Annotated in this window: 22 protein-coding genes; 10 read left to right on the plus strand and 12 right to left on the minus strand. The window is 63.1% G+C overall.

All coding sequences use genetic code 11. The features are described 5' to 3' along the window. Window positions 1-62: 62 nt before the first annotated feature. The gene (locus tag ACAG21_RS12040; protein ID WP_370496333.1) at window positions 63-647 is read right to left on the minus strand and encodes a carboxymuconolactone decarboxylase family protein; all 585 of its coding nucleotides are present in this window, start codon (window positions 645-647) and stop codon (window positions 63-65) included. Window positions 648-859: 212 nt separating this feature from the next. On the opposite strand from ACAG21_RS12040, the gene ACAG21_RS12045 reads away from it, so the two are divergent. The 3 genes from ACAG21_RS12045 to ACAG21_RS12055 all read left to right on the plus strand — a co-directional run bounded on the left by ACAG21_RS12045 (window position 860) and on the right by ACAG21_RS12055 (window position 3,010). Continuing rightward, window positions 860-1,777 carry a LysR family transcriptional regulator gene (locus tag ACAG21_RS12045; RefSeq protein ID WP_370496335.1) on the plus strand — a complete coding sequence of 306 codons (918 nt, stop codon included), beginning with the start codon at window positions 860-862 and terminating at the stop codon, window positions 1,775-1,777. A 151-nt stretch (window positions 1,778-1,928) separates the two neighbouring features. After that, window positions 1,929-2,540 (plus strand): sigma-70 family RNA polymerase sigma factor, encoded by a 612-nt coding sequence (locus ACAG21_RS12050; RefSeq protein WP_370496336.1) that lies wholly within the window; start codon window positions 1,929-1,931, stop codon window positions 2,538-2,540. A 146-nt stretch (window positions 2,541-2,686) separates the two neighbouring features. Continuing rightward, entirely contained in the window at window positions 2,687-3,010 is a 324-nt protein-coding gene (locus ACAG21_RS12055; protein WP_370496337.1) for a cupin domain-containing protein, read from the plus strand. A gap of 12 nt (window positions 3,011-3,022) precedes the next feature. Here the strand turns inward: ACAG21_RS12055 and ACAG21_RS12060 are convergent, their stop codons facing one another. From ACAG21_RS12060 to ACAG21_RS12070, 3 genes are read right to left on the minus strand one after another with little or no spacing between them, the layout of a single operon-like run. Further along, window positions 3,023-3,688: a nitroreductase family protein gene (locus ACAG21_RS12060; RefSeq protein ID WP_370496338.1), complete on the minus strand. Its 666-nt coding sequence runs from the start codon at window positions 3,686-3,688 to the stop codon at window positions 3,023-3,025. 35 nt (window positions 3,689-3,723) lie between these two features. After that, window positions 3,724-4,437, minus strand: coding sequence for a 2OG-Fe(II) oxygenase (locus ACAG21_RS12065; RefSeq protein ID WP_370496339.1), 714 nt, complete (start codon window positions 4,435-4,437; stop codon window positions 3,724-3,726). Further along, window positions 4,437-4,949: a methylated-DNA--[protein]-cysteine S-methyltransferase gene (locus tag ACAG21_RS12070; RefSeq protein WP_370496340.1), complete on the minus strand. Its 513-nt coding sequence runs from the start codon at window positions 4,947-4,949 to the stop codon at window positions 4,437-4,439. The genes ACAG21_RS12065 and ACAG21_RS12070 overlap by 1 nt, the downstream gene beginning before the upstream one ends. Window positions 4,950-5,124: 175 nt before the next feature. Here ACAG21_RS12070 and ACAG21_RS12075 point away from each other — a divergent pair, with 175 nt between their 5' ends. The 7 genes from ACAG21_RS12075 (at window position 5,125) to ACAG21_RS12105 (ending at window position 12,109) form a co-directional block, all read left to right on the plus strand. Then, window positions 5,125-5,616, plus strand: coding sequence for an RNA polymerase sigma factor (locus ACAG21_RS12075; RefSeq protein WP_370496626.1), 492 nt, complete (start codon window positions 5,125-5,127; stop codon window positions 5,614-5,616). Continuing rightward, window positions 5,603-6,205, plus strand: a complete 603-nt coding sequence (locus ACAG21_RS12080) for a methylated-DNA--[protein]-cysteine S-methyltransferase (RefSeq protein ID WP_370496341.1) — start codon at window positions 5,603-5,605, stop codon at window positions 6,203-6,205. Before ACAG21_RS12075 ends, ACAG21_RS12080 begins: the two co-directional genes overlap by 14 nt. Further along, window positions 6,202-6,822: a hypothetical protein gene (locus tag ACAG21_RS12085; RefSeq protein ID WP_370496342.1), complete on the plus strand. Its 621-nt coding sequence runs from the start codon at window positions 6,202-6,204 to the stop codon at window positions 6,820-6,822. The genes ACAG21_RS12080 and ACAG21_RS12085 overlap by 4 nt, the downstream gene beginning before the upstream one ends. Before the next feature lie 72 nt (window positions 6,823-6,894). Continuing rightward, a complete protein-coding gene (locus tag ACAG21_RS12090) occupies window positions 6,895-7,836 on the plus strand; it encodes an alpha/beta hydrolase (RefSeq protein WP_370496344.1) in 942 nt (313 codons plus the stop codon). 58 nt (window positions 7,837-7,894) lie between these two features. Next, window positions 7,895-8,503, plus strand: coding sequence for a TetR family transcriptional regulator (locus ACAG21_RS12095; RefSeq protein ID WP_370496345.1), 609 nt, complete (start codon window positions 7,895-7,897; stop codon window positions 8,501-8,503). 301 nt (window positions 8,504-8,804) lie between these two features. Further along, on the plus strand, window positions 8,805-9,221 hold the full coding sequence (locus ACAG21_RS12100) for an MmpS family transport accessory protein (protein ID WP_096288146.1): 417 nt from the start codon (window positions 8,805-8,807) through the stop codon (window positions 9,219-9,221). Beyond that, window positions 9,218-12,109, plus strand: coding sequence for an RND family transporter (locus ACAG21_RS12105; protein ID WP_370496347.1), 2,892 nt, complete (start codon window positions 9,218-9,220; stop codon window positions 12,107-12,109). Before ACAG21_RS12100 ends, ACAG21_RS12105 begins: the two co-directional genes overlap by 4 nt. Window positions 12,110-12,187: 78 nt before the next feature. On the opposite strand, the gene ACAG21_RS12110 is transcribed toward ACAG21_RS12105, so the two are convergent. The 8 genes from ACAG21_RS12110 to ACAG21_RS12145 form a co-directional block, all read right to left on the minus strand. Further along, window positions 12,188-12,970 carry an SDR family oxidoreductase gene (locus ACAG21_RS12110; RefSeq protein WP_370496349.1) on the minus strand — a complete coding sequence of 261 codons (783 nt, stop codon included), beginning with the start codon at window positions 12,968-12,970 and terminating at the stop codon, window positions 12,188-12,190. A 384-nt stretch (window positions 12,971-13,354) separates the two neighbouring features. Then, window positions 13,355-14,749 carry a wax ester/triacylglycerol synthase family O-acyltransferase gene (locus ACAG21_RS12115; RefSeq protein ID WP_370496351.1) on the minus strand — a complete coding sequence of 465 codons (1,395 nt, stop codon included), beginning with the start codon at window positions 14,747-14,749 and terminating at the stop codon, window positions 13,355-13,357. Next, entirely contained in the window at window positions 14,749-15,645 is an 897-nt protein-coding gene (locus tag ACAG21_RS12120) for a 3-oxoacyl-ACP synthase (protein ID WP_370496352.1), read from the minus strand. The genes ACAG21_RS12115 and ACAG21_RS12120 overlap by 1 nt, the downstream gene beginning before the upstream one ends. Then, window positions 15,629-16,732, minus strand: coding sequence for a 3-oxoacyl-ACP synthase III family protein (locus ACAG21_RS12125; RefSeq protein WP_370496353.1), 1,104 nt, complete (start codon window positions 16,730-16,732; stop codon window positions 15,629-15,631). Before ACAG21_RS12125 ends, ACAG21_RS12120 begins: the two co-directional genes overlap by 17 nt. A 33-nt stretch (window positions 16,733-16,765) precedes the next feature. Next, complete coding sequence (ppsA, locus tag ACAG21_RS12130; protein ID WP_370496354.1) at window positions 16,766-19,057, minus strand: phosphoenolpyruvate synthase; 2,292 nt, start codon at window positions 19,055-19,057, stop codon at window positions 16,766-16,768. Between the two features lie 16 nt (window positions 19,058-19,073). Further along, window positions 19,074-20,621, minus strand: coding sequence for an AAA family ATPase (locus ACAG21_RS12135; protein ID WP_370496355.1), 1,548 nt, complete (start codon window positions 20,619-20,621; stop codon window positions 19,074-19,076). A gap of 40 nt (window positions 20,622-20,661) precedes the next feature. Further along, on the minus strand, window positions 20,662-21,549 hold the full coding sequence (locus ACAG21_RS12140; protein WP_370496356.1) for a universal stress protein: 888 nt from the start codon (window positions 21,547-21,549) through the stop codon (window positions 20,662-20,664). Window positions 21,550-21,608: 59 nt separating this feature from the next. Beyond that, window positions 21,609-22,517 carry a universal stress protein gene (locus ACAG21_RS12145; protein ID WP_370496357.1) on the minus strand — a complete coding sequence of 303 codons (909 nt, stop codon included), beginning with the start codon at window positions 22,515-22,517 and terminating at the stop codon, window positions 21,609-21,611. Between the last annotated feature and the right edge of the window lie 101 nt (window positions 22,518-22,618).

Consider the following 22,618-nt stretch of genomic DNA (forward strand, 5'->3'; position numbering starts at 1 on the left):
GCGATCGAAATTCTCATCCAATCTGGGGCAATGCAGGTCAGACTAGTAAATGTGCCCCAGATTCAATGAGAACGGACAGCAACGACCGACGCGGAGTTCCAGGGCGCCAAGCGCTCGGACGATCCGTTCGATTCCGGCAGATCGTCACTGACATCCCACGTCGCGGAGAGCCGCCCCACTCCTAGAGCAATTGCGCAGTGCAGACCGAGTTCCACCAACTGGTCCTCGCTGAAGTGCTTACGCAACTCGTCGTAGACCCCGTCGTCGATGGCGAGATGGTTGGTCGCGAACAACTCCGCGAAGCGCAGCGCCGATCGCTCGGCATCCGAAAGATTGTCCGCCTCGGCTGGTCGTTCCAGCGAGCAGACCGCGTCCTCGTCGAGCCCGTCGTCAATGGCGCTTTGGTAGCGCACCGCGATGCAGCTTCGGCACTGATTGAAGAACGCGATGCGCAGCCGCACCAATTCGAGAAGCCGGGGCGGCAAACTCCCGTTGCTGCGAAGCGCCGCGGTCAACGCGCCCAGCGCCTCGGCCGCCGCGGGCAGGCGACTCACGATGGATGCAACGCCCAGATTGATTCGATCCCCCTGACCGAGATCTTCGGTGGGCACCCCGGCAAAGGCTGCGGATGGCGCAATTCGTGTCACTTCATCGTCTCCTATGTGCACCTGTCTGGGCACCTGGAGTATCGCCATTTCAGCAGTTAGTGGCAATCACGACTCGGCAGGAATCCCGCAGGATCGCCAGCGCACGCAATACAGCTTGACGGGTGTTACATCTCGTTGGAGCATGCGCACAGCATCACGCCGACCGATGACAACTGACATGTTCCTCAACTCCATTGACAGGGTGTGCCAGGATGGAACTACGTCAGCTCGAGTACTTCATCGCTGTGGCAGACGAAATGAACTTTTCGCGCGCGGCGCAGCGGGTCCACGTCGTTCAGTCCGCTCTCTCGACGTCAGTCAGCAAGCTGGAGCGGGAACTGGGCGTAGAGCTGTTCAATCGGTCCAAGCAACAGATCAGACTGACGCCGGCGGGCGAGCTGTTTCGCGAGCATGCGCGCCGCATCGTCCACAGCGCCCGGCTCGCCAAGGACTCCATCAACGATTACCTCGGCGAGCTGTCCGGGACCGTCGAGGTGGGTTCACTCGTATCCTTTGGGGCGCTGGATGTCCCGCGGGTATTGGGGGAATTTCATCGCACGTATCCCCATGTGCAGATCATTCTGCGACTGAGCCCATCGGGTTCGATGCCGCATCTCTCCGCGATCGCCGACGGCACGCTCGACCTGGCCTTCGTTTCCGCTCCGGACCGCTTCCCGACGAGTATTGACATGCGGCTGCTGGCCGAGGAGCCGATGGTATTTGTTTGCAGGCCCGATCATCATTTAGCGCAGCGCGACCGCGTCGGCATCATTGAGCTTGCCCACGAGAACCTGATCGGTTTCCCCGCCGAATTCGGCCTGCGCCGCATCGTGGAGAACGCATTCACGGCTGCCGGCATTACGGCGCGCACCCGGTACGAAGCGGCGGTCAACTACGGCGTCGCATCCAGTTTGGTGCAACACGGATTGGGCACCATGTTCATGCCCGCCAGCGACGCCGGCCGCTTTCCAAACCTCCGGGCGGTGCCGCTGCAGCCAGGGCTGGTGTGGCCCATCTACCTCGCCATGAGCGGACCGAAGCGGGTCTCGCCGGCCGCCGCCAAACTGGCCGAGTTGATCCTGGCGTCGGCATCGAGGCCAGGACAGCAGTCGACAACCCAGTCGCCTTAGCCGACGGCTTCTTTCGCGCGTCGGTCACGCTGATCGAAGCGTCATCTCCAACTTTGATGGGTCGGATCAGAACCATTCATTGGACACGATGATCTTCGGTTGCTCTGATGAAGAGACACAACCGAGCTCAAAGATTACGAGGTTGATGATCATGTCGCTGTCCCCGCAAGGCCCCCAGCTCGATGATCTCGCAACACGATTCGAACGCGACGTCATTCCGCTGCGGGATCAGCTATTGCGTGCGGCACGCAGGTACACCCAAAGCCACGCCGACGCCGAAGACCTCGTACAGGAAACCATGATCAAGGCGTATATCGGATTCGGATCCTTCAGGGAAGGCACGAACCTACGCGCGTGGCTCTTCACGATCATGAACCACACGCGAATCAACCACTACCGCACCGCCAAACGTCGTCCAACCGAGTGGCTGGCCGGCGACATCAGCGACTTTCTGATTCCCGCGGGACCCCCACAGTCGACGGCGGGACGATTGTCGGCTGAGGCAGTAGTGCTTGATTCGATCGGTGATCCCGAGGTGCGCCAGGCACTTCAACAACTTCCAGAGTCACAGCAGCTGGCTGTTTATTATGCCGACGTCGAAGGCTTCCGATACAAGGAAATCGGTGAAATCCTGAACATACCCCTGGGTTCAGTCATGTCTCGCATCCACCGTGGGCGCAAGAACATGCGAAAGCTGCTGACGGACTTCGCGATTGAGCAGCGATACATCCGCAGAGGTGACGACGTGGTAGCCGCAGCCTAATAGCTGGTAGGAACGACGTGAAGCTGAGAGTCACACCGATGCGTTCACACCGCACAGGGCTTGTCGCTCTTATGCTGTTGCTGTCACTGTCTTTACCGCCCGCGCGCAGCACAGCGACGCCCGCGACCGGGGTGAATTCGGCGCAAATGAGCCAGTCGTCACAAGAAGGGCGCGATTTCATCGTGCGGGACATCACCATCGAGCCCGGCGGCAGTACCGGCTGGCACTGGCACGACGGCACCCTGGTCGGAGCGGTCAAACACGGCGCACTCACCCATTACGCCGCCGATTGCTCGATTGACGGCGTGTACAACGCGGGCGATCCAGTCGTCGAGCCCGCGGGTTCCGACCACGTGCACATCGGGCGGAACCTCGGCAGCACGCCGGTGCTCCTCGAAGTCATCTACATCATGCCGGTGGGAAAACCGCTTGCCGAGGATGCCCCGAATCCCGGTTGCCCGTTCGCTTGAGAGAACAACCGGCTAGCCGACGAAGGGCGCTCCGTCGAACCGGTCGCAGGTAGCAAACTCCGAGACCGGCCGGCGTCGCAACTTCGAAAGTTGCCGCACCGGCTTGCCTAACGGCACCAGTGCGGCAATGGCATACGAGTCGGGGATGCCGAGAAGATCTTTCGCCCGTGGTTCCTCGGCGACAACCATCGTTGTCAGCACTCCGCCAAATCCCTCATTGCGGGCGGCGAGCAACACGTTCCACACGAACGGGTACACGGAGGCACCGGGTACCACCGCGATGCGATCGAGATCCTGATCGGTCGCAGCGACGACGCCGAGATTCACCAGGAACATCAACACGACCGGCGCCTCGCGAAACGGCGCCGACATTTGTGCAGGCACCTGCGCCGCCTCGATCGCGGATTTATCTAAACTGGTCGGCTGCAACGGGTTCCATGGCGACTCGCCATTGGCGAGCTGGGCGGTATAGCGGCGGGCCGCGGTAAGTCCGAGATCGGCCAAAGCAGCCCGGGTTTCCTGGTCGCGCAGCACGATGACGCGCACCCCTTGCCGGTTGCCGCCGGTCGGTGCGAAGCGCGCGTTATCCAGGATGCGCTCGAGGACGTCATCGGGAAGCGGGTCGCCGGTGAATTCGCGCACTGCCGCGGTCGAACGCATAGCCTCGTACAACTCCATGCTCACCATCGTGCCGCAACCGGCGGCGGCGGTGTTCAGGCCGCGTCGTGGAAGATCAAACCCAGCGTGTAGCGCCAGCCGGAGCGGACGACGGACACACCATGGCGTACCGGGGCCGCCGACCATCCTCGGGTCGATCGCACCGGCCGTTCTCGGGTGGTGAAGACGTAGCCGTGTCCGCGCGGCAATGTTGTGGCTGTCCCCCGTGATTGCGCCCGGGCCCGTTGCTCGACGAGCAGGAATTCGCCCCCGGTGTGCGCGACGCCCGGCTCGTTGAGATTGATGACGACCTGCAACGGAAAGATGAGCTCTCCGTAGAGGTCTCGGTGCAGCGCATTCCAATCGCCCGGGCCGTACTTCAGCATCAGTGCCGTGGGCTTGGTCTGGCCGGCGCGGTAGCACGTGTCCAGCCATTCGTCGAGGGTGTCGGGCCACGGAGCCTGCCGCCCGAGCTTCGTCCACCAGTCCCGTGCGATCGGCAACAGTCGCGGGTAGAGCGCCTGTTTCAGATCTTCGATCGGACCTGGGTAGGGCTGTTTGAAATAGCGATATTCGCCTTGCCCGTAGCGGTGTCGGCCCATGTCGACGATTGCGCGGAAACGACTGTCGTCGGCGTACAAATCGATGACCGAGGCGCACTCGGCAGGCGTGAACAGCTCCGGGAGCAGTGCACCGCCGACGTCGTTCATATCGGCGGCGACCGCGTCCCAATCGGCGGCATCGACGCGGTTACGCCAGGTCGAGACCATCAGAACAGCTTGCCAGCCAACGTGGGTGCCGGCGCCTCCAGCTCCAACAGGAATCGCTTGCGCTTCAGGCCGCCCGCGTAACCCGTTAGCGCGCCGTCCTTTCCGACGACCCGATGGCACGGAACCACGATGCTCAGCGGATTGTGCCCGACCGCCTGGCCTACGTCATATGCGGTGGTGCCGTCGGCCAGTTCCGCGGCCAGCTCACCGTATGTCTTCGTCTGGCCGTACCCGATTCCGCCAAGCCGATCCCAGATTCGGCGCCGAAGGCGGTCACCCGGCAACGCGATCGGAAGGTTGAATCGGGTGCGCTCTCCGGCGAGATACTCATTCAGCTGCTCGGTGGTGCGACGAAGCAGGTCGTCGGCAGCCGATTCGACGCACTCGCCAAGGGCATCTGCGGCCGGCGGATGCCAATGATGCCGAAAGTACACACCTGTCAGGGCGTCGTCGTCAGCGACCAAGGTCAGCTCGCCCAACGGGCTTTCGATCATCGTGTGTCGCGCTGTCATCGTTGAACCTCCTTTGCCCGTAGACGATCATCGGTCCGGCGGCGTGAGATGGGATGCGAATTGATTTCTCACATTTCACGATCCGCCGACGTCTTCCCATCAGGAACAAGAGGAGATCACATGATCAGCCGTACCAACCGATGACATCACGGTGAATGCCAACCAGCAGGTGAAGATGCCGTTTGAGGCCGTCGTGGCGCAACACGGCGCGACAGTGTTGCGGGTGGTGCGCGCCGTGGTCGGCCACAGCGACGCCGACGATGCTTGGTCGGACACCTTCTTGGCCGCCTTGAAGGCCTACCCGCAACTGCCGGCCGAGGCCAATGTCGAGGCGTGGCTGGTCACCATCGCTCACCGCAAGGCCATCGACATCACTCGAGCGGCAGCAAAGCGGGCCATTCCGGTCGCCGCTACCCCCGACTCCCCCGCCGGGGAACGAGCCGATGGACACGATCTCGACCTGGATGCGGCCGTCGGTGCACTGCCGCCCAAGCAACGTCACGCCGTGGCCTACCACTATCTGGCGGGCCTGCCCTACGCCGAGATCGCAACGATCCTCGACAGCAGCGTTGACGCTGCCCGCCGGGCCGCAGCCGATGGCATCGCAACCCTGCGGCGCACCTATCCCCTGCTCGACACCACAAGGAATGAATATGGCCTCGACTGAACTCGCCCACCTCTACCCCGTCGATGCGAATCATCTGCGTCGCCTGCACACCCGACTAGAACGGGACGCCCAGTCCCAAGATATGCTCGACATCGCCTATCGCACAGTGGATTCCGCAGTCGGGCCGCTGCTGTTGGCCGCCACCCCACTCGGATTGGTCAGGGTAGCTTTCGCGAACGAAGACCGCGACGGCGTGCTGCTGACGCTGTCGGAGCGGATCAGTCCGCGGATGCTCGAGGCGCCGGCGCGGCTGGATCCGATCGTGCGACAGCTCGACGAATACTTCGCCGGCCGCCGGCACACCTTCGACGTCACGCTGGACTGGTCACTGTCGCACGGGTTTCGGCGCACGGTGCTAGAGCACCTCCACACCGACGTCAGCTACGGCGCCACGGCCAGCTATGCCACACTGGCGCGACTCGCCGGCTCTACCAACGCGGTGCGCGCGGTGGGCACCGCGTGCGCGACCAACCCGATCCCGATCGTGGTGCCGTGTCATCGGGTCATCCGATCCGACGGTGCCGTGGGCGCCTACCGCGGCGGACCCGTCGCCAAACGCCTGCTGCTCGACCTTGAGCACCGGGGATGACGACGGCAGGGCCGGCGCGCAACCGCGTCTCACCGTCGGGCGTGATCATCGCCGCTCCCGGCCGGGGCGCCTGGATGGGCAACCGCGGGCGACTGCACGAAGGCCACGCCAGCCGCGACGTCGTGCGCAACCATCAGCACAAGACCTGGATTACCTGTGTGCTGTCGTTCCGGGGCCGCCGCGTGGCGCAGTGGGCACCCGACCGCTACACGCCGCTGTTCTTCCTCGACGAGGCGGTCGCGCTGGCTGCCGGACATCGTCCGTGCGGTGAATGCCGCCACCACGCCTACCTGACCTATCGATCGTTATGGAACGAAACACATTCTGCGACAACGACTTACGCCACGAAAATGGACGCCCAGCTACACCGAGAACGGCGCGACAAGACCAGCCATCGCGCCTGTTGGATCGATCTGCCCGACGGCGCATTCGTGGTCACAGACTTCGGACCAGCCGTCGTCGTCGGCGGCCACCTCGCGGTCTGGGACCAAGACAACATCTACCGGGGCAAGTTACTTCGGCCTGCGAGCGGCCAGGCCACGGTGCTCACCCCGCCGTCCACGGTGGGAATCTTGCGCGCCGGATACCCCGTTCAGATTGATGACGCGGCCCGCTAGCCCCGCGTCGAACAGAATTCTCGCTGTGTATGGTCAAAGGGGCCTGCCGGCGTAAGGGAACAGAGAACACCCATGGCGAATGCCCTGCCTGAGGATGCCTTCACCGGACCACAAACCGTGGATCCCGATCTGCGTAAGGTGGCCCGCCTGCTGCCCCGGGGATACGCCCTGCATCGCGGGTACAAGGTTCAGCGAGCCATCATGGGTGTCCTGGGCAACGCCGGCCGGCTCCGCGATGTACCGGTGGTCGCGGTCAACGAACACGTCAAAGTCCGCCTGCATCGTCCGACTGGCCTCCCCGACCGGGCACCCGCGCTGCTGTGGATCCATGGCGGCGGCACCATCATGGGGACGCCTGTCCAGGATGACAAGTTCTGCCGCAAGCTTTCTCGTCTCACCGGTGTCGCGGTGGCTGCCGTCAAGTACCGCCTCGCACCCGAGCATCCGTACCCGGTACCGGTCGACGACTGCTATGCGGCACTGCTGTGGCTCGCCCGCCAGCGGTGGGTCGACCCCGAACGAATCGCCGTCGGCGGGGCAAGCGCCGGTGGGCATTTCGCGGCAGCACTGGCCCAACGCGCGCACGACCGCGGCGACGTCAAACTCGCCTACCAGATGCTGGTGTATCCCATGCTCGACGATCGCACCGGCGCAAATGGGGACGGCCGCAAACGGATTATGTGGACCGAAGGCGATAACCAACAGGCCTGGCGGTGGTACCTCGACGGAGCGGATCCGATCGTGGCGGCCCCGGGGCGTCGAACGGATCTTTCCGGGCTACCGCCGGCGTGGATCGGCGTCGGGACATTGGACCTCTTCTATCAGGAGTGCCTCGATTACGCGCGGCGGCTACGCGAGGCGGGCGTGCCCGTCCACGAGGAAATCGCCCCCGGCGCGTTTCACGCGTTCGACAACATCGTGGAAAAGGCGCCGATCTCGGCGAGATTCTTCGCCAGCCAGCGCGATCACCTCTGGGCCGCTTTGGCAGCCCCGGCGGAGGATCGGCCGGGCTGAGCGCTCCTCTTAAGGAGCAGTTGACTGCAAAATGTGCAGAACGTGCAACCATGGGGGGATGGCCAACCCGATGGGACTGCGTGAGCGGCGTCGCCGCGAAACCAGCGCAGACATCCGCAACGCCGCGGTGCGGCTGGCCCTCGAGCGCGGCTTCGACAAGGTGACTATCGAGGAAATCTGCGCCGAAGCCGGAATCTCGACGCGCACGTTCTTCAACTACTTCCCGAACAAAGAGTCGGCCATCGCCTACGGCCCATCGGACATTCCGGCCGAGCTGGTCGCGGATTTCGTCGCGGCCGGGCCCGCCCCGTACTCGGTGGTGCTGGCAGAGCTGATCACCCTGGCAGCGCACCATCTGCGCGATGTGCCGCCACTGCGCGAGCAGGCGGCCCATATGCTCGAACTCGCCAAAACCTCCCCGGCGGTGTTGGCCGCGTTCCTCGCGGACCTGGAGCGCTTTCAGCTTCAGCTGACCGACATCATCGTGCGCCGTCAGGACATGAAGCCGGACGACGAGATGGCCGCCCTGATTTCCGCACTTGCGCTGACCGCGGTACGTTCCGGCCTCGAAAAGTGGGCGAGTAGCGAGTCGGTGGATCCCGACGACACGCCGATGCCGTATGTCGAGCGGGCCGCTGCCCTGGTGAACAGCATCTTCACAGAGTGATCTGAAACACCGCCGAGAAATCTTGCATGATCTGCAAGATATGCAGATCATGTAGTATGCGCTGGTGGCGGAGTTCGGGGACGCTTCCGCGCAGCGAGGCACGCGGCGGTACCGGAGACGATCGCCGGCGCGCGTCGTCAGCTTCATCAGCACGCAACGATCGGGCGCCACGTCACGGCAGGGGCCGAACTCCGATGCCGAATCAAGCGGCTCGTGCGCTCGAGGGTCCGCGGGTTATGCGGGCGTTGGCCACACGATGGTGACGAGAAAAGGACTCACGTAGTTGTTGCTATCGAAGATTGTGCGCAACGCCTGGTTGCCGCTCTTGATCGTGGCGGTGGTGGTGGTCGGTGGCTTTGCCGTCGTCCGGGTCAAGTCCTTCTTCGGCGCCAACGACACCGGCGTCCTGACGAGCCCGCGGCTCGACGACTCCAAGCCGTTCAAGCCCAAGGTCGTCAAGTATGAGGTCTTCGGCTCGGCGAGCCACGCGAACGTGAATTACCTGGATCTGTCGGCCGACCCGCAGCGGATCGACGGTGCGCCGTTGCCCTGGACGATGGTCCTCAAGACCACCGCTCCGTCGGTCTTCCCAAACCTGTCGGCGCAAAGCGACGGTGACTACCTCGGGTGCCGCATCACCATCGATGACGAAATCAAGGACGAGAAGATAACTACCGGCGTGCACGCCCTGACCTTCTGCCTGGTGAAATCCGCATGAGTACCACGTTCAACGACGCCCGCACCGACGCGCTCCCCACCGCCGCAGAGCCGGTGCGGGAGAAGATCCCGCGCTTCATCCGGAAATTCGCCGTACTGATCATCCTGGGCTGGATCGCACTGATCGCGGTGCTCAGCACGATCGTCCCGGACCTGGACACGGTCGGGAAGATGCGCTCGGTCTCGATGGCCCCCGACGATGCACAATCGGTGGTCGCGACAAAGCGCATGGGCGCTGTGTTCAACGAATACAAGTCGAACAGCTCGGTCATGATCGTTCTCGAGGGGCAACAGCCGCTCGGCGCAGAGGCGCACGCTTACTACGACAAAATCGTCCAGAAGCTCGACGCCGACACCAAACACGTTGAGCACGTTCAGGACATGTGGAGTGACCCACTGACCGGGGCGGGTGCGCAGAGCAACGACGGCAAGGCCGCCTATGTCCAGGTCTATCTCGCCGGAAACCAGGGCGAGTCGCTGGCCAACGAGTCCGTCGAGTCGGTTCAGAACATCGTCAAAAGTGTGCCTGCGCCCAACGGGGTGAAGGCCTACGTCACCGGACCCGCCGCGCTTTCAGCCGACCAGCATGTGGCCGGTGACCGCAGCGTGCAAATCATCACGATGTGCACGTTCACCGTGATCATCGCGATGATGTTGCTGGTCTACCGGTCCATCGTCACGGTGTTGCTCACGCTGGTGATGGTGGTACTGGAACTGTCGGCCGCACGCGGAATGGTCGCATTCTTGGGCTATTACAACATCATTGGGCTGTCGACCTTCGCGACCAACCTGATCGTCACATTGGCGATCGCGGCCGCCACGGACTACGCGATCTTTCTGATCGGCCGATATCAGGAAGCCCGGGGTAAGGGCGATTCCCGCGAAGACGCCTATTACGACATGTTCCACGGCACCGCGCATGTGGTGCTCGGCTCGGGCCTGACGATCGCCGGCGCGACGTTCTGTCTGCACTTCACCAACCTGCCGTACTTCCAGACGCTGGGTATCCCGTTGGCCATCGGCATGGTGGTGGTGGTGCTGGCGGCCTTGACACTCGGGCCCGCGGTCATCACGCTGGCGACGCGTTTCGGCAAGACGCTCGAACCCAAACGCACGCAACGTATTCGGATGTGGCGCAAGATCGGCGCAGTTATCGTGCGGTGGCCTGGGCCGATCCTGGTGATGACGATCGGGATCGCACTCGTCGGCCTGCTGACACTGCCGGGGTACCGTACCAACTACAACGACCGCAACTATCTGCCCGACGATCTGCCGGCCAACGAGGGATATGCCGCCGCCGATCGGCACTTTTCGCATGCCCGCATGAATCCCGAAGTGCTGATGATCGAAAGCGACCACGATCTGCGCAACTCCGCCGACTTCTTGGTCATCGACAAGATCGCCAAGACGATCTTCCGGGTACCGGGAATTGGTCGCGTGCAAGCCATCACCAGGCCCGAGGGCACGCCGATCGAGCACACCTCGATCCCGTTCCAGATGAGCATGCAGGGCGTCACCCAGCAGATGAACCAGAAGTACCAAGAAGACCAGATGGCCGACATGCTCAAGCAGGCCGACATGATGCAGACGACGATCGACAGCATGACCAAGATGCAAAGCATCACCGTGCAGATGTCCAACGACATGCATCAGATGGTCAAGAAGATGCACGACATGACGATCGACATCAACGAATTACGCAACCACATGGCCGATTTCGAGGACTTCTTCCGGCCGATCCGCAGCTACCTCTACTGGGAAAAGCACTGCTTCGACATTCCGGTGTGCTGGTCACTGCGCTCGGTTTTCGACGGCCTCGACGGCATTGACACGATGACCGATGACATCGAGAGCCTGCTTCCGATCATGGATCATCTCGACACCTTGATGCCTCAGATGGTGGCGCTGATGCCGTCGATGATCGAGAACATGAAGGCCATGAAAACGACGATGCTGACTATGTATTCGACCCAGAAGGGTCTGCAGGATCAGCAGAATGAGGCCCAGAAGAACTCGAACGCGATGGGCAAGGCGTTCGACGCGTCCAAGAATGACGACTCGTTCTATCTGCCGCCGGAGATCTTCAACAACGCCGAGTTCAAAAAGGGCATGAAGAACTTCATCTCCCCCAACGGCCACGCCGTGCGGTTCATCATCAGCCACGATGGCGATCCGATGTCTCAAGAAGGCATTGCGCATATCGCGGCGATCAAGAAGGCTGCCTACGAAGCGCTCAAAGGCACGCCACTGGAGGGCTCCAAGATCTATCTCGGGGGCACCGCGGCGATTTACAAGGACCTCAGTGACGGCAACACCTACGACTTGCTGATCGCCGGAATCGCCTCGCTCTGCTTGATTTTCATCATCATGTTGATCATCACTCGAGGTGTGGTGGCCTCGGCGGTCATCGTCGGAACCGTCCTGCTTTCATTGGGCGCGTCGTTCGGGCTGTCGGTGCTGATCTGGCAACACATCATCGGCATCGAGCTGCACTGGATGGTATTGGCGATGTCGGTCATCATCCTGCTTGCCGTGGGCGCCGACTACAACTTGCTGTTGGTGGCGCGTTTCAAGGAAGAGATTCACGCCGGCCTGAACACCGGAATCATCCGGTCGATGGGCGGCACCGGTTCCGTGGTCACCTCGGCGGGGCTCGTCTTCGCCTTCACGATGATGACGATGGCGGTCAGCGAGCTGACCGTCATCGGTCAGGTCGGCACCACGATCGGTCTGGGCTTGCTCTTCGACACGCTGATCGTGCGGTCGCTGATGACGCCGTCCATTGCCGCGCTGTTGGGCAAGTGGTTCTGGTGGCCACAACGGGTGCGGCAGCGCCCGGTTCCATCGCCATGGCCGAAGCCGGCCGAGAGATCCGAAGAGCTCGTCTAGCGATTGCGTCGCGAGACTGTCACTGCGGACGGCGCTAGTCGAGAAACGCGTTGCCAGTTACCGTCTCGCGGAAGAAGGCTACGTAACCCACTCCGGCTGTGCGTCCGTCTGCACAGCGGAGAAGTCTTTGTGCCCCAAACCGGCGGTGGTGCCGCCGTCGACCACGAACTCCGAACCCGTGGAGTAGCTGGACTCGTCGCTGGCCAGATAGACCACCAGGCTGGAGACTTCCTTAGGATCGGCAGCCCGGCCGAGCGCGGTCTGGAAGATGTCGTCGGGAACCCACTCGGTCATCGGGGTCTTGATCAGGCCGGGATGGATCGAATTCACCCGGATTCCGCTGGGCCCGAGCTCCAGTGCCGCCGACTTGGTCAGACCCCGGACAGCGAATTTCGTTGCCGTGTAACCATGGCAGGCGATCGTGCCGGCGATACCTTCGATCGAAGAGATGTTGATGATCGAGCCTCGTCCGGCTTCTTTCATCGGTTTCACCACGGCACGGATGCCGAGAAACACACCGGTCAAATTGATGTCGAGGATCCGTTGCCATTCGGCCAGCGCGTAGTCCTCAAAGGTGCCGATGTTGATGATGCCGGCGTTGTTCACCAGCACGTCGAGGCTGCCGAACTCGTGCAGTGCGGCGGCCACCGCGGCATCCCAGTCGTCGGGTTTCGTGACATCGAGGTGCAGGTAACGAGCCGAGTCGCCGACCTCTGCCGCCACTGCCTTGCCTTCGTCGTCGAGGATGTCGCCGAACACGACCTTGGCCCCCTCGTCCACCAGCATCCGCACATGCGAGGCACCCATCCCCCGCGCGCCCCCACTAATCAGCGCCACCTTGCCCGCCAACCGCTCTGCCACTGCGTTCTCCTGTCATGTGCTGTGTCATCCGGGTCTGAATAGGCCACAGCCGAGGCACGCAACTCTGGCCCAGTCGTCACCATACATAAATGTGTGCGTGTATGACGACGTGCTCGCCGATCGCCGCGCTACCCGGGCAACGGCATTGCGCGGAATGAAGGGTGGCGGCGCATCGCTTCACCACGTTCTCGCGCAAGCTGTTGAGCGGCAATCCAAACCGGGTGTGACTCGAGGACAATTACTTTCGCCCCTGCAACACGAGCCATGATCGGCACCCCTTTTACCGGCGAAAATGGCCAAGGCCATGGTCAACTCTCATCTCAGCAGTTCACGAAACCCCTTGAAAGGGACCGAAGTCGCTAGCGTGGAGGACTTTCGTCAGCTCTACCCTTGGTCAGGAAGACGCTTGCCTCGGTGCGCGGCGCAGGCCTCGACGAGATGTGCGACCCCATCGGCAATTCCTGCGGCCAGCGCGTCGATGTCGGGCGCGGTGTCGTAATCGGCGGTGATGCCGAATATGAACTGGTCGGCGTAACTGAGCATCGCGACGGCAGTCCGCACATTGAGAGCGATCGGCGGGATCGGGAGGATCTCCAGCACCCGCCGGCCCATCAGTTTCTGCCCGTCCCGCGGGCCGGGAACGTTGGTCGCCACCGCGACCACTGCCTTCTGGGGCAGTCGGGACAGCAATCGGATGGCCCATGCGGTGAACGCGAAAGGGACATTCTTGGCCGCCGCGGTCAGCGCCGAGCCTCCTTCACGTTGACCGCTGGCCTTGGCCCGCGTGAGCCGACTGTGCACGAGCTGCAGCTGCTTGAGCGGGTCCGCCTCGTCGACGGGTAGCAACGGCAGCATTGCCGAGACCTGGTTGTCGGCCATATTGAAGTGGTTCGTCGCGCGGACCGAAACCGGAACCAGCGTGCGCAGCGAGTTGTGGCCGGGCCGCTCCCCGCGCTCCAGCAAGATCTTGCGGTAACTGTCGGTGATCGCCGCCAGCGCTACATCGTTGAGCGTCACGCCAAATGCCCGAGCAACCTTCTGCAGGTCAGCCAACCGAACCCGGGCCACACTGTAGCGACGCAGCGACGTAACCGGGCCGTTCAGCGACGAATCGGGCGCCGGGCTGAGCACACCGGCTGTCAGCTCTGCCGCACCCATCACCATGTGCTCGACCGCGGCCGCCGCGGCAAACGCGCTTCGCCCTAGCCCGCTGACCCAGTTCACCGGGTTCAAACTGATCTTCGGGAAACCCAACCCGTGACGGACCGGCTCCCTGGCCGCACGAATAGCGGTCGCGAAGCTGTCGCCGCCGCCGCTATCGCTGAACTTTGCCAGGATCTGCGTCGTCGCGATCCCATCAGCGATGCAGTGATGGACTTTGGTCAGCACGGCCCACCGGTCCTCGCTCAGCCCCTCGAAGATCCAGCACTCCCAGAGTGGGCGCTCGCGATCGAGCCGTCGCTCCATCACAGACGCGACCATCTCGAATAACGCCGCGTCGTCGCCAGGGTGCGGCAGGGCTAGACGATGCAGGTGACGCGAGACGTCGAAGTGCGGATCGTCGGCCCATTCGGGTGGGCCGAGATCCAGTGGGTGCGTCCGCAGCACCTGCTTGCAGCGCGGAATTTGCGGAGCCCGTTCGGCAAAGGTCGAAACCAACTCTTCGTAGCTCGGAGCTGGGCCTTCCATGATCGAGACACTGCCGATCGCCAAACTCACGTGCGGATCGGAATCCTCGACCTCGAGGAAAGTGGCATCGAAAGCGCTCAAATGCTCCATCACGACACCGTCCCTGCTTGCGGCGGCTGACGGTACACGGCGGCACCGGCGGTGACGCCCGCACCGGCAACGACGAACAGAACTTGCGCGCCCGCGGGCAGCCCAGCGGCCTGCCGCTCGAATGCTGCCGCCAGCGCGGCGGTATGCATCCGTTGGTCGTCGGCGATGCTGATCCGGTCGACCGGCAACCCAAACCGGTTGCTCAGCGCGGTGCGGTATTCGTGCCGCGCCGGTGCGGCGACGATCATGTCGATGTCGGAAAGCCGCAGCGATTGCGCATCCAGGCATGCGCGCGCCGCCTCCGCGGCCGCTGCAGCGAATCGCTCATCCATCGTGGCCGACTGATTGAACCGAAGAACGTTACGCGCGTCGGCGAATCCGACTGTCGCAGAGAATATTTCGTCACCGCCTGCCGCGTCGTTCACCCAGGAGACGCCGCTGAGGCCATAGCTGTCATCAGTCCATCCGCAGAGCAACGCGGCACCGGCCGCCGAAAAGGGAAAGTGCTCGCTCATGCCATGGCCCGGATCGGCGTCGCTGGCCACGATAAGCGCGCGCCGGATGCTGCGCGTTCGCAGGAATCCGTCGACGATCTGCAGCGCGGTCAGCACTCCGCAGGCACCGTTGGCGATATCGAAGGAGAAAGTGCCGTGTGCGTCACTGTGCGGGTCCTCGGGGTTGGCGCCGATGTCGTCCTGAATCAGCGCCGCCAGCGCGGGCTCCCCCAAATTGCGGTCGCGGTAAATACCGGCATTGACGACGAGGTCCAATTCACTTGGCTCGCAACCAGCGTGCAGCAGGCAATCCTCGGCGGCACCGACCGCGAGGCGCAGCGCGCTGTGCCGGTCACGCCACCGTGCGTGTGAGATGTCGACTTGTTCAATCACGGTGCCCATAACGGCTCACCAAATCCTCATCCAGGGTCAGTAACACCACACCGATCTCGAGTCCCGAAGCCAGGGCAAGCAGCGCGACCCTTTCTCCGGCCTTGATGCGTCCCGCTTCGAGTTCTTCGACGAGGGCCACCGTGTGAGTCGTCGACGCCGTGTTGCCGTACCGGTCGACGGTGATCACGGCGTCGTGCCGGGGACTGTCGCCGAACGCCTCCGACATCCGGGCCATTCCTTTGCGAATAGCGCGCGCCGAAGTCTGGTGGGTGATCACGTGGTCGATGTCGTGAATCGAAATGCCAACGGTATCAAGCACTTCATGCAGCAACAGTGGAGTGTTGGCGATCGCGGCCTTTTGAATCGCCCGCGAATTGGTGAACATGCGCGCACCCGGATCGTGGCCTTTTGGATAGGCCAGGCAGAGCCTGCTGTAATCGGCGACCGTAGTGAATCCGGCCAGGCCGATACCGGCTGAGCCGGCGGGCGCGCGCTCCAACAGAAGTGCCGCGCCGGCGTCCCCGAGAGTCAGGCACGCAAGCTCTTTGCTCATGATGTTGCGAATGTGTCGGGCCGCGTTGTGGCCGAGCTGCGAGATATATTCGCCGCTGACCACGAGTCCACGCTCGACAATGCCCTGCCGGATCCAGTTGTTCAAAATTGTTACCCCGGTGAGCATTCCGGCACATGCATTCGACACATCGAACGTCATTGCCTGCGGCGCCCCAATCCCACGAGCTATCGCACCGCTCATCGACGGCTCGAGCCATTGGGTCAGGCCGCCACGAAGTTTCGTGATGCTACAGCTGATAACCACGTCAAGGGATGCCGGATCCTGTTGTGCGGTGGCAAGGCAATTCAGTGCCGCCGAGGTGGCCAGCGTGTAGGAATCCTCGTCCCCCACCGAAACGCGCCGCTCGTGGATCCCGGTCAATCGCTCCAGATCGATGTGGGTACGGTGACGTGTGGTCGCCATCAGTTCGTCTGTGGTCAGGTGGGTTTCGGGCAAATGCCGGCCGGCAGCTGCCAGCCGGGCGACGAACGGTGCCGGAGGCCCATCGCCGGATGCCTCCATCACCAACCAATGCCGAGCCATCTGTCTTACTCCTGCGGTTGAACGCGTGCCCAGTTATTCACGACCACGCGCTGATTCCAGCAGCAACCGCCGTTCCGCGGCGGCAACAATACGCCGAGTCGCGGAAACCGCGTCGGGGTTGACCGACACCGACGTGATGCCCATGCGCACAAGATGCTCGGCGAACGCGGGATTGGTCGAGGGCGCCTGACCGCACAGCGACGAGGTGATCCCGTGCTGACGAGCTATCGAAACGATGCGCCCGATAGCGTCGAGTACGGCGCCATCGGATTCGTCGAACAGCTCGGCACAGATGTCGGAGTCTCGATCGACACCCAGAATCAGTTGGGTCAGGTCGTTGCTACCGATCGATACACCGTCCACGCCCAGCCCGATGTACTCGGGGAGCCAATACATCACCGATGGCACCTCGGCCATCACCCAGCGATGCAAACCTCGCTGAGCACCTAGCGGGCTCACATCGATAAGCGATAGGCATGTTTCCAGTTCCCAGCGTGTCCGTACAAATGGAATCATCAAGTGCACGTTCGGGTTCCGCTCGCGCACCCTGGCCAGGGCCTGGAGCTCCAGACCGAACAGGTCCGGTTCTTTAACGTATCGGTAGCACCCGCGGTACCCGATCATCGGATTGTGCTCGACTGGCTCATAGGCTTCGCCGCCACGTAAACCGCGGAATTCGTTACTACGAAAGTCGGTGGCCCGGTACACGACCGGGCGTGTCCCGAATGCAGCGGCGATGCGGCCGATGGAGGCAACCATCGCGTCCACGAGATCTGCCTGCTCGCCACGCGCGATCAGATCGCGTGGGTGTCGCCCCGAAAGCGCCTGGGTGAGCAGGAATTCAGCGCGCAGCAGGCCCACTCCGTCGACATCCTGGGCCGCAACCGCTTCTGCCGAGTCAGGCATCGCCAGGTTGACGTAAATCTTGGTGCCGGTCGTCTCGCTACGTTCCGGCCCCCTGGCGGGTGGCTCGGCCGTCGTCGTCCGCACCTGCGCGTCGTGCCGTCCGGCACTGACATTTCCCTGTCCGCCGTCGACCGTGACCGTCTGACCATCATGCAGGATGGTGGTCGCATTCCGGGCTCCCACTACGCACGGGACGCCGAGTTCGCGCGCCACGATCGCCGCATGGCATGTCATACCGCCGGTCTCGGTCACCAGCGCGGTCGAGCGACGGATCGCCGGGAGCCAATCCGGGTTGGTCATCGGAGCAACCAGAATCTCGTTGTCGAGCAACCGGTTACCCTCGTCCGGCGTGTGCAGGACCCGCACCCGGCCGGACGCCGAGCCCGGCGCCGCGGGCAATCCGCGAACCAGGATACCGTCTGTTCCCGGATCATCGGAGGTGTGGGTTTGCAGGGTCGTAATCGGTCTTGCTTGCACCAGCCAACTCTCGCCAGCCGCGATCGCCCACTCAACATCCTGGGGACATCCGTGGTGCGATTCGACGGCAATAGCCAGCTCCGCAATACGCCGCAAGGACGCGTCGTCGAGCACCCGCGCCTGGGCCTGCTCGGGGTCCAAATCCACAACCACGTCGCGGCCATCGGGACCACGCTCGATCTTGAACGCCTGATAGCCGATCTTGACATCAAGCACTTCCAGCGTCTTCTTGTCGACGACGTAGGTATCGGGCTGGACCTTTCCGGATACGACGACCTCACCCAGTCCCAGAGCGGCTTCGATGACCAGATGGTCGCGCTCCCCGGTGCTGGGATCGCAGGTGAACGCGACCCCCGACCGCTCGGAAGCGATCATCTGCTGCACCACGACCGCCATTGCGGGCGTCGCGAGGAAGCCGCGGCTGGCTCGATAGGTGATCACGCGAGGGCTGAAAAGCGATGCCCAGCATGCCTTGACGGCATCCACCAACATCGTTTCACCCGACACGTTCGTCAGTGTCTGATTCATTCCAGCGAACGATGCGTCACGACCATCCTCGCCGGTAGCCGACGATCGAACCGCCACAGTGCAGTCCGGCCCCAGGGCGCGGTAGGAATCGAGCAGTGGGCCGCGCACCTCCTCGCTGAGGCCGGCCTTGAGGACCAGATTCTGCATGCGCTGGCAGAGTTCGGACAGGCGTGAATTGTTGCTGACCTCTGCCAACGCCTCGGCATGCAGCGCCGCCAGTTCCGCCTCGACTCCACCTGCCTGCATCGAAGCCAAGTAGCTGCTTCGCATCAAGACGAACCCAGGAGGAACCGGAAGCCCGGCAGCGACCAATTCGCCCATATTCGCGCCTTTGCCGCCCGCCTCCTCCGAATCGGAGAGCCGCAGATCGGCGATATTTGAGACATATTGACTTGCAAGAATATTCGTCGACACGATGACTCCTCATCAATCAGGATGGAACGCCGCGGTGCAACCCGGGCGGGTAAATCGACCGACGCCACATGGCATGCGCTTGTTGGACGGTCTGCTCGATCGGCTGGGACGTGTCCAACGCACATGCGGTGTCCCAGCCGTTCTGTTCGCGCGCCAGCGCTGCTGCGATTTCGGGCGTCACCTCGGAGTTGCCTGGCCGACGGGTCAGTATTCTCTTGGCAGCGGTCTCGACGCGTGCAATGCACATGAGTTCCACAACAGCCGAGAACATCTCGGATGCGAGCAAGTGGGCGTAAGCGCGTAAATGCGGATCCCGCCAGGTCCCGTCAAGGATGACTGAGTACCCATCGCCGAGAAGCGCGCGGGCCCGGTCTAGAACCAGCTCGTAGACGCGCCTGACGTTTCGGGGCCGGTACAAGCCCCCATTCAGGATGCCCGTGCTGCCGGTGATGACGCCTGAATCTGTCAGCTCCCGGCGCACGTCATCGGTTGAGATCAACTGCGCACCTACAGTTTCAGCGAGCGCATGTGCGACGGTCGACTTGCCAGTTCCCGGATTCCCACCGACCAGCGCCATGCGGACGCTGCCGTTTTCTAGATGCCGGACGGCGATGGCCAGGTGCCGGCCCGCGTCTCTGGCCGCCTCCGCGTTGCCTTGTGAGTGCCGAATGCAGTCAACCTTGGCCCTCACCACGGCGCGATACGCGATGTAGAAGTCCCACAACGATGACGGCGCCCTATCACCCGAATGGACGATGTAGCGTTGGATGAAGTAGTCACTAAGGTCTTTGCGGCCCAGGAACTCCAGGTCCATTGCCAGGAAGGCCGCATCGTCGATGCGGTCGATATGGCGCAGCTTATCGTCGAATTCGAGACAGTCGAGCAACGCCAGTTTGCCGTCAGCCCAAAATATGTCGTCGGCCAGCAGATCGCCATGGCCGTCGACAATGCATCCTTCCTCGACCCGTCGGGCAAACAACGGGGCCCGACCCGAAACGAATTCAGCGGCAAGGCGCTGAACACGTGCCAACACCTTGAAGGAAATCTCCGAAACTGGCTCGCCCACAAAGCTGTTCAGTTCCGACAGGTTCTCGCGCCAGCGGCCGTCGACCGCACACAATTTACCCTCTGCGTTGATCTCGGGGCTGCGCTCGGCGCGTGCGTGAAATCGGGCCAACGCGTCAGCGATGGTATCCAGCACGACGCGCACGGATTCGTCGGGACCTCGGGCTATCAAAGCCGTCAGGCGGTCTTCTTCGCGGTAGCGCCGCATCACGACGATTGGTTCGGCCGGCCCTCCGCAGGGGTCGGTGAGATGCGCGACACCGAGATAGCTTTCGGGCGACAGCCGGCTGTTGAGCTCGACCTCTCGCAGGCACGCGCGTTCGCGCTGCTCGGCTGTGCGGAAATCGAGGAAGTGGGTCGCGATCGGCTTCTTTGCCTTGAAGGCGCGATCCCCGGCGAGCACCACCAGGCCGGTGTGGGTCTCGTGGACATCGATGTAGGGCAAGGCAACTGCCACCGACGCAGAGCTAGGCCGATCGGCGGCAATCGTCACGTTCATCGCTCTCTACGGTCCTGTCGATTCGGGAATTGGTCGGGGCTTATGAAGAACGCGCCACAATGATCGGCGTGTGAATCGAGTGAACGACCGCGTTGCTCACCGAACCGAGCATTACGCCCGACAGGGAGCCGCGGCCGTGGCTGCCCACAACCACCAGTTGGGCCGACCCCGACTGCTCGATCAGCTGCCGGGCCGGCCGGTCTCTGACGACGAGCCGCTGGACCGACACATCTGGGAAGCGTTCTTGCCACCCCGCCAGACACTCAGCCAGATTTCGCTCCGCTTCGGCCCTGACCGCTGCCCAGTCATATCCGGGAAGCTCGAAGAATTCGGTATCGCTGTAGGCGTGCAGGGCTACCAGTTCGACACCACGTCGCGACGCCTCTTCGAACGCGATGGCCGTCGCCAGCTCTGACGCCGGCGACCCGTCGATTCCTACCAGCACCGGAGCCTGTTGGGCATAGGGAAGAGGCCCGGACTCGGCGCGAATCACCGCGACCGGACACTTCGCGCCGCGGACCACACCCGAGCTCACCGAACCGAGCAAGACCCGCTCCATCGCGCCGCGCCCGTTGGAGCCGACGACCACCAGCTGCGCATCTTCGGACATCTCAATGAGCGTCGGCACCGCGGGCGAAGGCTTCACTTCGCTCGTGATGACAAGCTTCCGGTCTGTTTGCACGGCGTCCTGGGCGATCTTGACGGCCTGCTCGAGAGCCTGGCGACCGTCGTCGAGTTGCCACAGCGCGACTCCGCTCGGCATCGGTACCTGCGGGAAGGTCGGCACGAATGTCTCGAACATGTGCACGAGGTTCAAAGAGAGATTTCGCAACGCCGCGTCACGTGCCGCCCAAACCACGGCGGCATTCGATGCGGGCGATCCATCGATTCCGACGACGATCCCGTAGCGCTTCTCGACAGCCGTCATGGCGTCCTCCTCCAGTCACTGAAAACGCTATTGCCTGCGCGGTCGTCGATCATGAGGCTTTAGTCCCGATCTGGGTCGCCGACCGATGGCCGCGCGACGATCACCGGCACCAAGACCCCGTGCAGGACCGCATTGCTGACCGAGCCCAACAGCGCGCCGGCCAAGCCACCCCGGCCGTGGCTGCCGACGACAACCAACTGGGCCGACTCCGACTGCTCGATCAGCTGCCGCGCAGGTTGGTCGCACACGAGACGTCGATGCACCGTGACATCGGGATAGCGTTCTTGCCAACCGGCCAGACGTTCAGCCAGGATCTCCTCGGCCTCGGCCCGCACCGCGGTCCACTCCGGCTTTGGAAGTTCGAACAATCCGACGTCGCTCCACGCATGCAACGCCGTCAATTCGACGCCGCGCCGGGACGCTTCGTCGAAAGCAATCGCCGTCGCCAGCTCCGAAGCCGCAGAACCGTCGATGCCCACCAGCACAGGGGCGTCAATCGGGTTGGGCACCAACGGATCTTCGTCACGGATGACCGCGACCGGGCACCTGGCGCTGCGCACGACGCCCGAGCTGACCGAGCCCAGAAACGTTCGGGCCAGTGCTCCGCGCCCGTTGCTGCCCACAACGACCATCTCGGCCTCGTCGGACAAATCGACCAGCGCCGCAACAGGTGACGCGAACATCAGTTCTGTCGCAATATCGATGCGGCCGTGGATCTTCGAGGCATCTTCGGCGATCTTCTCCGCCTCTTCGAGGATGCGACGGCCATAGTCTTCCTGCCATATCGGAGTATCTGCGGTCAGTGGCATCGGGGGCCACACCGGAGCGGCCAGGTTCACCATGTGGACCAAGGTCAGCCGAACACCACGCAGCGTCGCATCCCGCGCACCCCAGCAGACCGCGAAATCCGACGCGGGCGATCCGTCGACGCCGACGACGATTCCGTAACGCTTCTCCGACGCTGACATGCTTTCTCCTTCGCTCATCGAGAACGCTATGGTCCAAACACTCATCGGTCATGAGACTTTCGTCCCTAACTGCATGGACGAGAGACCTTCAACGGGCGAAT

Source organism: Mycobacterium sp. pR1184 (assembly GCF_041287235.1).
Lineage (GTDB): Bacteria > Actinomycetota > Actinomycetes > Mycobacteriales > Mycobacteriaceae > Mycobacterium.